At 40.2% G+C, this 14758-nt stretch carries 15 protein-coding genes; 10 read left to right on the forward strand and 5 right to left on the reverse strand.

Going from position 1 to position 14758, the window contains the following annotated elements:
* Window positions 1–34: 34 nt before the first annotated feature.
* From JF50_RS18110 to JF50_RS18120, 3 genes are all read right to left on the reverse strand, one after another.
* Window positions 35–1450 (reverse strand): PQQ-dependent sugar dehydrogenase, encoded by a 1416-nt coding sequence (locus JF50_RS18110; RefSeq protein WP_052262553.1) that lies wholly within the window; start codon window positions 1448–1450, stop codon window positions 35–37.
* 419 nt (window positions 1451–1869) lie between these two features.
* On the reverse strand, window positions 1870–3525 hold the full coding sequence (locus JF50_RS18115) for an alpha/beta hydrolase (protein WP_039610765.1): 1656 nt from the start codon (window positions 3523–3525) through the stop codon (window positions 1870–1872).
* A 152-nt stretch (window positions 3526–3677) separates the two neighbouring features.
* A complete protein-coding gene (locus JF50_RS18120; RefSeq protein ID WP_039610766.1) occupies window positions 3678–4235 on the reverse strand; it encodes a hypothetical protein in 558 nt (185 codons plus the stop codon).
* A 494-nt stretch (window positions 4236–4729) separates the two neighbouring features.
* On the opposite strand from JF50_RS18120, the gene JF50_RS18125 reads away from it, so the two are divergent.
* Window positions 4730–5176: a DUF1353 domain-containing protein gene (locus JF50_RS18125; RefSeq protein WP_039610767.1), complete on the forward strand. Its 447-nt coding sequence runs from the start codon at window positions 4730–4732 to the stop codon at window positions 5174–5176.
* A 71-nt stretch (window positions 5177–5247) separates the two neighbouring features.
* On the opposite strand, the gene JF50_RS18130 is transcribed toward JF50_RS18125, so the two are convergent.
* Together JF50_RS18130 and JF50_RS18135 are read right to left on the reverse strand one after the other, a co-directional pair.
* A complete protein-coding gene (locus tag JF50_RS18130; RefSeq protein ID WP_039610768.1) occupies window positions 5248–5670 on the reverse strand; it encodes a hypothetical protein in 423 nt (140 codons plus the stop codon).
* 236 nt (window positions 5671–5906) lie between these two features.
* Window positions 5907–6218 (reverse strand): hypothetical protein, encoded by a 312-nt coding sequence (locus JF50_RS18135; protein WP_039610769.1) that lies wholly within the window; start codon window positions 6216–6218, stop codon window positions 5907–5909.
* A gap of 398 nt (window positions 6219–6616) precedes the next feature.
* On the opposite strand from JF50_RS18135, the gene JF50_RS26260 reads away from it, so the two are divergent.
* From JF50_RS26260 to JF50_RS18180, 9 genes are all read left to right on the forward strand, one after another.
* Window positions 6617–7930 carry a M43 family zinc metalloprotease gene (locus JF50_RS26260; RefSeq protein WP_052262437.1) on the forward strand — a complete coding sequence of 438 codons (1314 nt, stop codon included), beginning with the start codon at window positions 6617–6619 and terminating at the stop codon, window positions 7928–7930.
* 170 nt (window positions 7931–8100) lie between these two features.
* Entirely contained in the window at window positions 8101–8340 is a 240-nt protein-coding gene (locus JF50_RS18145; RefSeq protein ID WP_039610770.1) for a hypothetical protein, read from the forward strand.
* Window positions 8341–8615: 275 nt separating this feature from the next.
* Window positions 8616–9362: a hypothetical protein gene (locus JF50_RS18150; protein ID WP_039610771.1), complete on the forward strand. Its 747-nt coding sequence runs from the start codon at window positions 8616–8618 to the stop codon at window positions 9360–9362.
* A gap of 85 nt (window positions 9363–9447) precedes the next feature.
* On the forward strand, window positions 9448–10032 hold the full coding sequence (locus JF50_RS18155; RefSeq protein WP_039610772.1) for a GNAT family N-acetyltransferase: 585 nt from the start codon (window positions 9448–9450) through the stop codon (window positions 10030–10032).
* Between the two features lie 360 nt (window positions 10033–10392).
* Complete coding sequence (locus tag JF50_RS18160; RefSeq protein WP_039610773.1) at window positions 10393–10803, forward strand: YjfI family protein; 411 nt, start codon at window positions 10393–10395, stop codon at window positions 10801–10803.
* A gap of 15 nt (window positions 10804–10818) precedes the next feature.
* Window positions 10819–11511: a PspA/IM30 family protein gene (locus tag JF50_RS18165; RefSeq protein WP_039610774.1), complete on the forward strand. Its 693-nt coding sequence runs from the start codon at window positions 10819–10821 to the stop codon at window positions 11509–11511.
* Between the two features lie 5 nt (window positions 11512–11516).
* Window positions 11517–11837, forward strand: coding sequence for a hypothetical protein (locus JF50_RS18170; protein ID WP_039610775.1), 321 nt, complete (start codon window positions 11517–11519; stop codon window positions 11835–11837).
* A 60-nt stretch (window positions 11838–11897) separates the two neighbouring features.
* Window positions 11898–12506, forward strand: a complete 609-nt coding sequence (locus JF50_RS18175) for an OB-fold-containig protein (RefSeq protein WP_039610776.1) — start codon at window positions 11898–11900, stop codon at window positions 12504–12506.
* Between the two features lie 142 nt (window positions 12507–12648).
* On the forward strand, window positions 12649–14748 hold the full coding sequence (locus JF50_RS18180) for an SPFH domain-containing protein (RefSeq protein ID WP_039610777.1): 2100 nt from the start codon (window positions 12649–12651) through the stop codon (window positions 14746–14748).
* Window positions 14749–14758 lie beyond the last annotated feature (10 nt).

Below are 14758 nucleotides of genomic sequence, written 5' to 3' on the forward strand. Positions count from 1 at the left end.
GCAGCGGTACCAACGATACCACTGCATTGGTGAGTTATTTAACCGCACTGAGCGCAACGACCTTGCTTTGGTTACTTTTACGGTCGTTGATGGTGATAAATAACTCCCCTGAGGGCGCAGTTACGACGTCTCTGATCCGCCCCAGTCCTTTTAATATGATTTCGTCTTCAATCACACGGTTATTTTTAATTCTAAGACGATGTAGTTGTTTTTTCGCCAAGCTACCGACGAATAAATCGCCTTGCCAATTTTTAAATTGCTTACCGGTATAGAAATTCATACCCGCAACAGCAATAGAAGGGGTCCATTGGTGTACAGGGAGCTGCATTCCGGGTAAATCAGTATGCTGCGTGATTGGAGAGCCATCGTAATTCATACCATATGTTACTTTTGGCCAACCATAATTCACCCCTTTGGTAATGAGGTTTAGTTCATCGCCGCCCCGTGGTCCATGCTCTGTGGACCAAACTTGACGTGTCTGAGGATGGATCACAAGACCTTGTGGATTACGGTTTCCATAAGTCCAGATAGTCTTGATACTGTCTTTTTGAGTGTAGAAGGGGTTATCCTTGGGAATGCGTCCATCTTTGTAAATGCGATGCACTTTACCATTTTGCGTTTTTAAACTTTGCGCATCATCTTGATGGCCCTCATCGCCATTGGTAAAGAAAAGATAGGGTCCGTCAATCGCAAACCGAGAACCAAAGTGCCACCCCCTATTTTTGTGGGTATGTTTTGGTGCTTCAAACAATGTTTGCTGTTCTGTCCACTTACCCTCTTTGATTCTGCCTCTCACCACTGCTGTGATACCAATGTCTTTGCCTGAGGCATTTTGGCCCGTTTTTTTGCTGTATGACAAATAAATCCAGCCATTTTTTTCATAGTCAGGATCTGGTAAAACGTCCAGTAAACCGCCCTGTCCGCGATGCCAAACTTCTGGTGTATCGGCAATTTTTATACGTTTTCCTTCAGGGGATTGGAGCCACAGCTCTCCTTCTCTAAGCGTGTATAACAAGCTCCCATCAGGCAGAAAATCCATCGCCCAAATTATACCGCTCGTTGAAAGGACTTCTCGGGTATTGACGTTATGAAGGTTTGTCTTAAATTGCTTACTTAAGGTTGGTGTTTGTATTTTTGCTGTGTCGACGTTGTAACTTGTCTCTCTTATATAAACGATTAAAGTACGGATGGTTTCTTCAGTTAGTGCGTGCCCAAATGCTGGCATACCACGGTCAAGAATGCCATGTGTTATTGCTTTGGTTAGTGCGTCGTCTGAGCCATCACTTATCCATTGGTTGTCTAATAATGAGCTTGCCATTGCTCCTTGCAACTGCGCACCATGGCATGAGGCGCAATTGTTTTTAAAGACCTGCTCTACTTTTTCATTTGCTGATACGGCAGTAGTCATCGCATTAGCTGCGACGAAGATACTCGCTAAATAGTTCATCATTTTCATTGTTATACGCACATATTTTACTCACATCACCCAGAGTATAAATGCTAAGGAAAAATATAGAACGGTTTATACGATGAGAGGGCCGGAATTTTGTAACGCAAAGTAACGTTATGCTCCCCCTTTACTGAGAATATAAGATTATTTTATCCTCTTTTTGTGCAAAGGACTAAAGAGGAGACGGTCACTGGAAATAAGCGCCTAAACATTTTGATGTGCTTAAAGGTAACCATGTAAACGAATCAAACACGTCTAGGTCGCTGATGGGGGTGACTCGAACAAACATACTCTTGGGGTCGTACACATGACCACTTGTTGTCAGTAACGCAAACATATGGGCAATAAGGCCGCGAGTGATGATAAAGGCGCCTAACAGACGCCTTGTTTGAGTTTTATCTTAAGCTGAATGTACTATCTTAAAAATCAGCTAGGCGCATGAAGGTATCACTATAGGCTTTGAATAACGCCGGGTTTTCGAGCTTCAATTGTTTCAATGACGCTAGAGTTATTGCTTGTGCACGACCTTCATAAGCATCATCAGCACCAAATAACACCTTACTTTCAAATGCAGATAAGTTGAAACTGAGTCCATTGAGCTGTGCAATACAGTCTGTATTGGGCTGTTGCCATATATTGTTTAAAAAACTCTGCATCACATCGACCCCACAGTTGTTGCCAGTGTTAGTATCTGCGGGTGATTCGAAAATAACCGCATGAGCTGTTTGAGGAAACTCGACATAGCGTTGATTAACATTGGTAAATGTACGCATAAAATCATATGCATAGCTATGTGGTGTTTGGGGATCTAAGTCTCCGTTCAAAACCAAAGTAGGCATGTAATGATGGACGTCTTGATATACAAATTGGCTGTTATATTTATTGCCCCAAACCCCTTTTTGAATATAACGTGCGTACAGCAAGTCGGAAGGGATACAGGACACTGCATCTTTACAGAATTCAATGCGTTCTGTAAGTGATCGTTGCTCGTGGCTGATCTCGTTATGTACAATCAGGCTCGATAGGACTTGAGAATAGTTAAGTGGATGTTTTGCTTTGATTTCAAGTAGTTCACGACCGACGCCTTCAAATAGAAATTGGTGCAAGTTATTCAATGCAATCACATCATCCTCATTACAACGAGCTAGCCGATAATACGTTGGCATCAGTACGCCCTCAACAGAACGCATTAATAGTAGAGTAGATAGTGTTTGCAAAGTGCCTTGATTAAACTTTGTGGCGCTACAATGTGATTGTGAGTAGACCTTGTTTAACAGTTCTTTAATGGCTTTGGCTGAGTCATTGCCAAGCTTACTTTGGCATAGCGGGTCTTGGTTGCAGTATTGCGCTAATTCATCAAAGATAAAATTGAAGTTCTCGTCCCACAGATCAAGGCTGAATCCTTTGGATGGCACAATGGAGTCGAGGATGAGTGCTTGTGCGCCTTGGGGCGCAATTTGTGTGAACCTTTGCGCCCAAAGCGTGCCATAGGAGGCCCCATACACATAGGTCGGAAGCCAATTCGTTGTTTTACTCTTATCTATTGAGTAGGCTAAATCTTTGGCTGCGCCTGTTGTATTAAAGTGAAATAGGTTGTCTTGCCATGTTTGATGCAGTGCGTCATAACATGCTTGTTGATACGCTGCGTAGTCGCCTTCAAATTGATTTGGGCAAGCTAAATGTGTTGACCAACCAACACCTCTATGCTCAAGAATATACAGATCATAATCTTGCTTGTACTGGGCGAGAGTCGTGTCGTAGTGCGTTGCGTAAAAGCTGGCGGAATAACCAGGACCACCTTGTAAAAACCATATTTGGCCTTTAGGTTGTGGGTTTTTTGCTGGGTATTTTGAAACCAATATATCGATGAGTTGGTCATTTGGTTTATCCCAGTTAACGGGGACTTTTGCGAATGAGCATAAATTTCTATTGTCTGGTGTTTTAAACGTCGAAGGGCACTCACCCCAATTAAAATTAATGTAGCGATTAAACTCAGAGCTATTTGCGTCAGCATATGCTTGAGTGGCACATCCAAATAACGACAAACCGAGTAATGCAGTTTTGACCTTATACATGAGAATCCTTTTTTGTATTTTGAAATAGGACGAGTACGATTTGATAAACTCGTCCTATATATAAATGTATATTTTTTGTAAAAATAACGGCGGGGTGTTTTATTTTTACTCAGGTAGGTCGCTGTGTCACTCATTTATAGGGCGCTGAGCCCTTAGTTGTGATTTAGAAAATCCAATGCAAAGGTGTTTGGCCCATCAGTGGTGTGGTAATGACCTGTGTGCAGATTTTTACCACGGATAAAGAACTCGAAAATAGCAGAGCGCAAAGATAAATCCGTTAATGGGTGATCAGCTTCAATATGATATTGAATGATAGCTTTGCGCTTATTTGCCAAATTTACATTGGCCAAAATGCGAGGTTCTGTTGATTGCTCTGCGTTAGTTGTCTCTAGGTTTACCAAAGAATGCGGCACAAATATGATATCCGCAAATTCCCAGCTTGGGTCTTGCATCTCTAGCTCTAGCGTCAAGACTGTAGTTACATTGGGTGTTCTGTCTGCAAAAGAAATATTTGGATAAACTTGTAAGCTGTGTAGAAACGCCTTGTCATGGCTGCATGGGTCTAGCTTAACTAACCAATATTTGTCATCGGGCTTAATTAGCTCGCGATATTGCAAAAATGCAGTTTTATCCTGCCACCGTGTTGCACTGTCCGATGTGCTAACAACGGGGTGTACACAACGGTATATTGAACTTCGAATGTCACTCATATATCTGTAATTTCTCCACTTTTTTAAGATTGTAACGCTTTTAAGTTGAAAGCGGAGGACAGGGAATGTCCGGTTATACATGAGCCGCAGCCGTAAAGGCAGTTCTAAAAGTGACAAAATTTGGTGTATAAATAAAAAAATTAATAAAATCTTGTTTTATTAAATTTAATGTTGTTTTAACGTTGACATAACACACTGTGTATCCCTAATATAGGTCCTCGTTGAGGCGCAAGTTGCAGCCATATTAGGGGCTCCATAACAACAATTAAAACCCCTACTGACCATACTGTCTTTTGCACAGAGAAGGTGTGGTATCCCATCAAATAATAACAACAAGGGATGGTATTACTTGCCCAGTATGGCAACTCCAATTTGGAGTTGCCATCGTTTTTCTAACACGTTCAATACACTTCAAATCAAATTGATGGTCATCTCATAAAACTGACACTTAAACGTGCATTAATAGCTCAGAACTTACTTTATTGGCCGTAGTTATGGACGTACTGAATTTAAAGCCTGCACGTATTTCACATTCAAATAAATTAAATAATGCCTATGAATTGGTCGAAGACTTTGCATATGAACATGATTGCAAAGTGCATTGGGTACCTAAGTTTTTCCAATATGATGGTGCGAGTATTCCTAAGGTTGCATATTACCTCGTTGGTACACCGTTCAACCCAAGGTATATGCAAGCTGCACTTGTGCATGATTGGCTATATCATACACATGAGCTAGATAGGGCGGTCGCAGATCACCTGTTTTACATCATGTTGCGTCAGTCTGGCGTGCGGCATTCGACTGCCACCATTATGAAGTATGCGGTGGAACTATTTGGCAGGTGGTATTGGCATAATGATGCTGCTGATATTGCGTATAAAGAAGAGCTAGAAGGGTTGATATTGAAAGACGGAAGAAACCCAAGTGTTTATGGATTATAGCGCTTTTATCTTGCTGTACTGAGCTCAGCACCGACATAGACGAATCGTCGGTGCTAACTGTGTGCATTCCTTTACTTGGATTGCAAATCACTTTCTAGATTGGCTTTGGTTTGTTTTATGTTTAAGAAAACTAGGCCAATGATCCCTGTCATGGCTAAGCCTGATAATAAAAATGGATCCATTGCAATATGTTCGTGAAACTTAAATTTACCAGCTGATATGGACTTCCATCCCATGAAGTGCTGGTTAGCCGCGACGACTGCCCCAAAGAAACCGATAACCAGTGCTATGTATTTAGAAATCCAATGTGATGCGCTCGGAAGTAGCAAAAGAATACCCAGTAATCCAATTACTGTACGTTGCGTCCTGCAGTATGGGCAAACATATACGACGCCAGCGAGCTCAACAGCCCATGCGGCAATACTGATAATAATGGCTGCAACAGCGACAAATTTACTATATTTGATGTAAGTTTCTAAGTGAAGTGGTGACATTTAAATACCTATAGTTTATGAAGTTTATGCTATCTTCATGGTTATTACTGTTACAGTGTAACATTTTAACTGAGCCTATGGTAATTTTATTGCTTTGGATTATTAACTTGTAGGAATATTAAATTCTTAAAGTTGCCGTGACTATTTATCTTGTTTTTTTAATTTTTTGTTGATCTAGAGTGACTTGGGTATGTTCAAATAAGGCCAGACGCTTATCTGGCCTAGTGTCAGTAAACTTAATTATTAATGTAACAAATAACAAGCTCATCTTTAGGGTTATCTTGTGTATCTTCTACTAAATATTTAGCTTGGATACTATTTTGGCATGTACACATATCGTAATGACTGGTTAGATATGGTCTGCCATTTTCGTCTTTATCTGATTTTGTCACGCTACATGTTGGTTCTCTCCAGCGAGCATCCCAACCACTTTTGCCAAAAGCGACGATTTTTATTTTATTGGATAGCAATTGTGCGTTTAATTGTTCAGGGGTTGCAGATGCATTTAAAGCGCAAAGTGCTAAAAGACAGGTAATTAATTTTTTCATTGTTCATCCTTAATAATTAACCATGTAGAGCTATAACTCTACTGTTGGGTATTTTATTCTCAAAATAATAAATGGCAAGTGTTTTTATTCCTTTGATTTTTGCGCAGATGTAAGCAATATGGGCCTAATGAATATATATGACAATATTGAGGTATTAATGAAATTTTAATTTAATAAGTTAATGATCTTGGTGTAATAATTATTTTTTCTATTTTAGGCTGGGGAATTAATTTGAATGGTAAGTGTGATGATTCAACAACGTTGGTTTGATAAAAAACTTTTAATACGTGATAAGTAATCGCGTGCGTTACAACAAATAACAAATTTTAATTTGGTTGTTCCTATAAACTTGGTTATTGTTGTTCATGAGCGGCATTTTTAATTTAAGGATAAGTTTAATGTGCAATATCAAAGCTATATTTTTCATCCTATCATCTTTTCTTTTATCAGCATGTGGGGGGAGTGGTTCATCTGACACCCCTGGCTCATCTATTCCAACACCTGAGCGCTATTTAGTCTCGACATCATTTAATGATGGCGGTGCAATTACTCCCCTTTCTTTTAGAACCAGTGGCGATGGGTCAAAAGTATTTAAGGTTGAGTTAGAGCAAGGATATGAGCTGGCCAGTATCTCTGGATGTGGAGGTCAGTTAGACGGCTATAATTTTAGCGTCGAGGATATAGATAAGAATTGCACCATCGAAGCGACATTCACGCCGCTTCAATATACTGTCAAAGTACAGACATTAACAGGGGGATGGGTCGCGCAACCAAGTTATCAGGTCGTTCATGGAGAAAAGATCGACTTTACTGTTCATCCAAATAGTGATCATTATATTGAGTCTACAACAGGATGTGGTGGTCACCTGGTTGATTTAAAGTATACAACTGGCGCTGTAGTTGCTGATTGTACTGTGACAGTTGCTTTTAAAAGTCACTTTCCGCTACCTTCAGAGGGCATTGAACGGATCCGGTTACCTGTTGTTGTACACGTGTTAGAAAATGAATATGTGGAGATCAGTGATGAGCAAATTATGTCGCAAATTGAGGCGACAAATAAGCACTTTCGGGGGATGAATTATAATGAGCTCGAATCAATCGATGAGCAATTTAAGCCATATATAGCAGATACCGGGATCCAGCTTTACTTGGCGTCTCATGATCCAAACGGTAATCCCCATTCAGGCATAAACCGTAAATTTGCGAACCTAAGTGTTATTAGTGCTGAACATGCCTATGCTAAGTCAGAAAAAGGTGGAATCGACGTGTGGCCAACCGATCAATATCTCAATGTTTGGGTTGGCTATGGGCGAGATTTCAAAGGGACGCTTGGGTTGGTGGGCAGGGCAAATATACCTGGTTTGGTGGAAGATAGGGTAATAGGTGTGGTGGTAGCGCACACGGCATTTGGGGTTATTCAGCCAAGAGAGCCGAGGTTTGATGAGGGTAAAACATTGACACACGAATTAGGGCACTTATTGGGTTTAATTGGACACACGCACGGTATGCCAACCGATAAGAATACACATAGTCATTTGACTTGTGATGGTAAGCCTTTAACGAGCTGCAAAAATAGTGATTTGTCCATGAGTTTTATGAATTCTGAAGTGGATGATAACGGTCAACGGATGTTTTCAATAAGCCAACGCCAAGTGATGGTTGAGTGGGTTACTTCAGGGCCTTTACAGCCACTGTATTTAAATACTCAGTGATCTCTTTTCGCTTAGCAAGTTCGGTCTCGTGTTTTAGTGGCCTGCTTTTTACTTCGGTAAAGGGAGTTGCGCAGATTTGACTTGCTACTCGTGTAATAGTTTGTAATAGTTGGGTTATAAGGACTTTTATATAGTTATGAGTGTTGAATAACTCAGAATAAAGATGTGCTATGGATCAGAAATTTATTGAACAAATTAAGTATGAAGAGCGTGATTCTCAATCGTGTAAATATGCTGGGTCAAACAAGCACTATATTAATGCGACATTACTTTTGGACGAAAGTAGTGCATCGGATGAAGATCGAACAAAACTATTGACGCAGCTAAACTTGTACCGTCATTCAGCATCTATCGAAATAGAAGAGGTGGCTGATGGTGTGTTTAATATGCGATTTGCCTTATTAAATTAATACATCGTCTGTATTGAGTGATTAAACGATCGCGCCATACCTCCTCCATATTGCCAATTCAAATGAATTCTTACCTATCATGTAAATTTAATGTTTACATTATAGGTATTTGGCTTTAGATTAATATCTAAACAAGAAGCATAAATTTCGCCTGCGCTGAATTTGATATCACTGTGATTAATTCAATACGTTGTTGCTTTATTGGCGAACATAAAGTGATGCGTCGCATTATAGGTGGATACAAAAAGCCGGGGTAGAGAGGGAAGTTGGTTGTAATGCATAATGGTCAATATCGTATTTATTTTAAGAGTCAGGTAGCCACCTCTCAAAATGATTGTGCCACTTCCATGGAGTGCGGCTATATTATTGGTATTGAGTCTACAGAATCCGGCAATCTGACAGTCACATTTATGCAAGGGTTTGAGAGTTTTTTGGCGACCTTTGTCTATCCTGAAAAGCAAATTGCGTTCTCACCTGAAGTAACGGAGGGGATTTTTGAGTTTATTGTGTTTAATGATCCTGACTATGGCATGTATGTATCTCAGGAAAGTCTGCCAGACAAGCGTTTATTAGAAATTATAAACCGTGTTGTTTCTCTCGGTAATTACACTTCACAAGATGTTTTCCAATTAATACAAACTCACATCATTCGAGATATTTCTATCATCGCTTTAAATGAGTTGGAAGAGGTCAAGCGTGATATCCATGATAATCAGTTGGTTGAGCAAACTGAGAACAGAGCAAGGTTAGTTAAAAGTGAGCAAGGACAAGCTGGTTGTAGATTTTCGTCGTTAGAAATGAAAAAGATAGTGGGAGAACAGCCCGAGGGCGATTTTGCAGCGCTGCTGGCTGATGCTTGGGAAGCGGTGCACAATGAAACGTCTTATCTAAATACTGGCATGCAGTACACATGTTATGAATTAGATAATCATAATGATCTTGCTTATCATGAATTTGATTATCAATCTTGTACACCCAAGCAACATAAGCATATTATCAGAAAGGTTATCCGCATAGATTAATTCAGTTCGTTCCTTTTTAAGGTGCTGTTTCTCATTTTTATATCCTTTATAATTGAATATAGTGTTTAATGAAAGGAGTTTAAATATGTGGTTAACAAGTGAGGCACTTGTCGGTGAGCTCGTTGTTTTGGAACCATTGTTAGCTAGCCATTGTGATGAGTTAAAAGAAGCTGTAAATGACGGCCAAAGTTGGCAACTTTGGTATGCAGCAGTGCCAGCGCCAGAGGATATGCAAGCGTATGTTCATAAAGCGATAGCAGCAATGGAACACGGGGAAATGGCTTATGTTGTGAAAACTAAACACGATGGAAAGGTGGTCGGGACAACCCGTTTTTATGACGTAAAAGAAAAGCATCGTCGAGCATCAATTGGCTATACTTGGTATTCTGATGCCGTAAAAAGAACAGGCGTTAATACTGAAAGCAAATACTTACTTATGTCTCATCTTTTTGACACCAAAGGCGCGTTCTCATTAGAGTTTAAAACACACTTCTTCAATCAAACTTCTCGATCCGCAATAGAAAAACTAGGTGCAAAGTTAGATGGTGTGTTACGAAGCCATCAAGTTATGCCTGATGGTTCAATCAGGGACACTGCTGTCTATTCTATTTTGTCTCATGAATGGCCTGCGGTGAAAAACAATTTAATTGCCAGATTACGAAGCAATTAATATTTTTAGGAGTGACGAGGCGGCTTGTTCGTTGCTCCATAAAGATTTATACCTCTCTGTTAATACTCACCAACTTTTAAACCACAGAGCTTTTTTATAACCGTAAAATTATTTTTATAAAGCATTGTTATTTATATGAATATCTTAATTTTACCTCGTTTAAAATAGCTGTTATAAATAGCGCCATGTGGTTTTTACTCTGGGCACCTCTTTTACAGTGTAGACAAGTAAACTTGCGTTTTTTTCAAAAATGCTATTGACATATTATGTCATGACGTGCAAATCTAAAGTTGTTAACTCATAAAAACAGTTCGGCTTTTACTTACGGAAAAAGCCAATTAGATATAAGGAATCTGTTATATGGAATTAAATGAGCTTTCTCTCAAACTTTCTCAGTATGAAACTGAAGGTGCCAGTTTTGAATCCTTTTTTATCAACAATGTTGGACAAGACGTTCTACAAGTTATTGTTGATGGAAATGACGAACTTCCAATTTTTGTTACTCGAACAGAAGAGCAAATTCTGTGTATCTGTTATTTGTTCTCAGAACAAGAAATAACTGCACAAAAGCAAGCTGAATTAAACGATACGCTACTGCGCCTAAATGTACCTATGCCGTTAAGTGCATTTGCAAAAATTGATAACAAATACGCAATTTTTGGTGCGCTTTCTACAAATTCAACACTTGAGCAGCTTGGCCATGAAATCGTTACTTTATCTGCCAATTCGATAGATGCATTAGATGCAATTAGTGATTATTTGACCGAATAATAAGGAGTATTAAGCATGAGTATTTTAAAAAAGTTATTTACTGCGGTTAAGGGTGGTGTAAACGAAGTAGGCGAAGGCATTGTTGATGCCAACGCAATTCGTATTTTTGAGCAAGAGATCAGAGATGCTCAAGCTGCTTTAAACGAGGCAAAACGAAGCTTGACAGAAGTGATGGCAAAAGAGATTCAAACTTCACGTGCTATTAAAAGTCTTGATGAAGAGATAGGTAAGCACGAGACCTATGCTGCACAAGCACTAGACAAAGATGAAGAAACCTTAGCACTTGAAATTGCAGGAAAAATAGCTGAATTTGAACAAGAAAAATCAGAGCAGCAACAAGTGCTGAATACATTTTCGGCGAATGTGAGCAAACTTAAAGAACAAATTAAGCAAGCGGAAAAAACCATTGTTGAAAATCAACGCCAACTGAGCATGGTTAAAACCACAGAAAGCGTACAAAAAGCAACCATGGCAGTAAACGATACAATGGCTTCAGGTGACTCTGCAATGACATCGGCGAAGCAGTCATTGGAGCGCATCAAACAGCGACAAATGGACAGGCAAGATCAACTCGATGCGGCACAGCAACTAGCTGATGAAAGCAATGATAAATCACTGAATGATAAAATGCGCGCTGCTGGAATTGGTGAAGAAGCTGCAAAGGGCGCTGACGTACTGGCTCGGATCCGAGCAAAACAGAATAAGTAACACGGATGAGTGAAAATAAAAAAACTTGGCAAAAGCAAGAAAAGGCGGTGAGAGCCACGCAACTTGCTTTTGACTTAAGCTCTGAAGTGCAAAAGTTTATTAAGAAAAATGCAATTGATGAGGAGCTCACGCCATCAGACATGATCCGTCGGATCCTTGGGTTGGAAATCAAATCAAAAAAAACGCGCCAAAGGCTTAGTTTTAATCTAAGCGATGAGGAAATAGGGCTGCTGGCACAGCGTTTTGACATTCCTGATGGTGATAAACGTATGGTAAAGCAAAAGGTTGCTGATTTGCTTATCCAACATGTGAAAGATAGCAAGTAGCGCATTTTAAAGAGTACACGTGGTTTGAATAGCCCTTAACTCATAGGAACACAATAGATTATGGACTTTCTCAATACTATTTTTACTTTTCCCACCGTGGTGTTTACCACATTATTGCTTATTGTCATTGTTTTTTGGCTAATTGCGCTGTTAGGTTTTGCTGATATCGATATGCTTGAAGGTGACGTTGAGCTTGACGTTGAAGGCGGAGGCGACTCCTTTTTTCAAATGGGATTTGGTGGTGTACCGCTCACTATTTCAATTAGTTTAGTGGTGCTTATCAGTTGGGTTGCAAGCTTCTATGCACATCAGCTATTTGCTTATGCATTAGGTGATGGCGTGATGTTTTACCTGCTTGGCGGCGCGATGATGCTTGCTTGTTTGGTCGCGTCTATTCCGTTAACCGCTTTATTGGTTAAACCTTTAAGACGCTTTTTTGACAGTAAAGAGACGGCATCTAAAAATGACTTCATTGGTCTTGAATGTGTGATTGCGACGAGTAAGGTCACTGACCAATTTGGTCAAGCAAAAGTTCAGTTTCAAGGCACTGAGCAACTGATAGAGGTGAGGTCAGATGAGGAGGGGGTGTTCGCACTTGGAGATGTTGCGCTACTCATTGAACACGATACAAATAGAAACAGTTACTTGGTTGTTGAAAAACCTTGGTAATCATCACGAATAAAGTCATTAAAAAAATTTAATCAACTTCTCATATTTCCAGCATGGTAATTGGGGAAAATATACCATGGCAGCTCTACGTGAAAACAAACATAGCCGTGGTTTGGAATAATTATAAAATTTAGGAACACACATGGAATTTTTAGATAATCTAGGACCAATTTTAACAATCGTGGGCGTAGTTATCGCCGTTATTTTTTCGATTATTTTAATCGTGGGGAAGTTTTATCGAAAAGTGGATCAAGGGCATGCGCTCATTATCAATAAAATGAAAAACGAACCCGATGTCACGACAACAGGAGGGATTGTTTATCCTGTTATTCATAAAATGGAAGTAATGGACATCTCAACTAAGCGCATGGTGCTTGAGCGTCGAGAAAATAGTGGTCTTATTTGTAAAGACAATATTCGCGCCGATATTGCAATTACTTTTTATATTCGCGTCAATGAAAATAAACAGGATATCTTGCGTGTAGCGAAGCAAGTTGGCTGTGCCCGCGCTTCTCAGCCTGAGACATTGCAAGAGTTATTCGAAGCTAAGTTTTCAGAGGCGTTGAAAACAGTTGGTAAGCAAATGAATTTTGAGGAACTGTTTACACACCGCAATCAGTTTAGAGATGCAATTAAAGAAGTCATTGGTCAGGATTTATCTGGTTATACACTAGAAGACGTTGCGATTGATTATCTAGAGCAGACGTCTATTCATAAACTAGATGAGAACAACATTTTGGATGCCGAAGGGATCCGTCGTATTACTGAAAAAACAGCAGAGCAAAACGTTCAAACCAATCAGCTGAAGTGTGATGAGCAAGCGCAAATAGAGATCCAAAACCAAGCGGCGTTAGAGAAGTCATTGGAGATTGAGCGTCAAAAAGAAGATGCGAAAGCAAAGCAGCAGCGAGAGATTGAGACGGTACGCGCAAGAGAGACTGCTGAGGCTGAGCGTGTGAAGCAAGAAGAGCGTTTGAAGTCGGAAGATGCGCGCTTAAAAGCGGATGAGGCAATTGAAATTGCCGAACAAAACAAGCAGCGTGAAATCGACATTGCTGAGCAAAACCGTCTTCGTGTACTGGCCATTGAAGAAGAAAAAGTGGCGCGCTCTCGTGAAATTGAAGTGATTGAGCGTGAGAAAGAAACGGAAATTATGCGCATTAATAAAGAAAAAGCGCTGGAAGTGGAACGTAAAGAAATTGCAGAGGTATTACGTGACAGAGTAGCGGTTGAGAAAACGGTTGCAGAAGAACAAGAGCGTATTAAAGATGTGCAAACATTGGCAGCCGCAGAGCGAGAGAAAGAAGCGATTGTGATTAAAGCCAAAGCAGAGGCAGAAGAAGCACTTGTCAAAGATATTGAAGCGGCCAAAGCGCAAGAGCAAGCGTCCGAGTTCAAGGCGAGAGAGCTTGAAAAAATGGCTGAAGCTGAGCTGCGTATTGCAAATCAAACGGCTGAGTCGAAAAAAGTGTTGGCGGAAGCTGAGCGTGCAGAAAAAGCGGCAGCTGGTTTAGCTGAAGCCGAAGTGACCAAAGCAAAAGCAGAAGCAAACGCGCTGCAAGGTGAAACGGAAGCACAAGTATTGCAACAAAAACTGGCGGCAGAAGCACAAGGTAAACGTGACATCGGTTTTGCAGATGCTGAAGTTCAGTCAGCAATGGCTGAGGCAATTGAGAAACAAGGTGAAGCGGAAGCGCAGACACTTGAACGTCGTATGTCAGCAGAAGCAAAAGGCCTTGAAGAGAAGCTACAAGCGTTAAATGCGATGGACCAGTCGGCGAGAGACTATGAAAGCTTTACGTTGCAGCTTAACCAGCAAAAAGAGTTAATGCTTGCTAAATTAGAGGCTGAAAAAGACATTGCAGCGCATCAATCTGAAGTACTTAGTAAAACATTGGGTAGCGCAGATATCAACATCATGGGTGGTGATGGTCAGTTCTTTAACCAGTTTATGAAGGCTATCACACTCGGTAAGTCAATTGATGGCTTAGTGGGTGAGAGTGATACAGTTCAAACCTTATTTAAAGATCATTTAAATGGGGAAAGAAACATCATGGATGACCTAAAAGGTGTTTTAAGTGGTGCGAATGCGTCATCAGAAACGATGAAAAATGTCGCAATGAGTAAGTTTTTTAGTCAGTTAGGAAATAGTAGCGATGCTGAGAAACAGCAGCTTTTGGCGTTACTTGGTAGTACGTTAAACGGTAGCTCAAAGCAAGTTGAGTCAAACGAGCAGAGCTAAACGTCGCTTT

Origin of the sequence: Pseudoalteromonas luteoviolacea, assembly GCF_000814765.1 — a bacterium.
GTDB lineage: Bacteria > Pseudomonadota > Gammaproteobacteria > Enterobacterales > Alteromonadaceae > Pseudoalteromonas > Pseudoalteromonas luteoviolacea_H.

Bases quoted from the DNA above. Each gene is read 5' to 3' on its own strand.
- JF50_RS18110 (WP_052262553.1), bottom strand. From the start codon at position 1,450: ATGATGAACTATTTAGCGAGTATCTTCGTCGCAGCTAATGCGATGACT.
- JF50_RS18115 (WP_039610765.1), bottom strand. From the start codon at position 3,525: ATGTATAAGGTCAAAACTGCATTACTCGGTTTGTCGTTATTTGGATGT.
- JF50_RS18120 (WP_039610766.1), bottom strand. From the start codon at position 4,235: ATGAGTGACATTCGAAGTTCAATATACCGTTGTGTACACCCCGTTGTT.
- JF50_RS18125 (WP_039610767.1), top strand. From the start codon at position 4,730: ATGGACGTACTGAATTTAAAGCCTGCACGTATTTCACATTCAAATAAA.
- JF50_RS18130 (WP_039610768.1), bottom strand. From the start codon at position 5,670: ATGTCACCACTTCACTTAGAAACTTACATCAAATATAGTAAATTTGTC.
- JF50_RS18135 (WP_039610769.1), bottom strand. From the start codon at position 6,218: ATGAAAAAATTAATTACCTGTCTTTTAGCACTTTGCGCTTTAAATGCA.
- JF50_RS26260 (WP_052262437.1), top strand. From the start codon at position 6,617: ATGTGCAATATCAAAGCTATATTTTTCATCCTATCATCTTTTCTTTTA.
- JF50_RS18145 (WP_039610770.1), top strand. From the start codon at position 8,101: ATGGATCAGAAATTTATTGAACAAATTAAGTATGAAGAGCGTGATTCT.
- JF50_RS18150 (WP_039610771.1), top strand. From the start codon at position 8,616: ATGCATAATGGTCAATATCGTATTTATTTTAAGAGTCAGGTAGCCACC.
- JF50_RS18155 (WP_039610772.1), top strand. From the start codon at position 9,448: ATGTGGTTAACAAGTGAGGCACTTGTCGGTGAGCTCGTTGTTTTGGAA.
- JF50_RS18160 (WP_039610773.1), top strand. From the start codon at position 10,393: ATGGAATTAAATGAGCTTTCTCTCAAACTTTCTCAGTATGAAACTGAA.
- JF50_RS18165 (WP_039610774.1), top strand. From the start codon at position 10,819: ATGAGTATTTTAAAAAAGTTATTTACTGCGGTTAAGGGTGGTGTAAAC.
- JF50_RS18170 (WP_039610775.1), top strand. From the start codon at position 11,517: ATGAGTGAAAATAAAAAAACTTGGCAAAAGCAAGAAAAGGCGGTGAGA.
- JF50_RS18175 (WP_039610776.1), top strand. From the start codon at position 11,898: ATGGACTTTCTCAATACTATTTTTACTTTTCCCACCGTGGTGTTTACC.
- JF50_RS18180 (WP_039610777.1), top strand. From the start codon at position 12,649: ATGGAATTTTTAGATAATCTAGGACCAATTTTAACAATCGTGGGCGTA.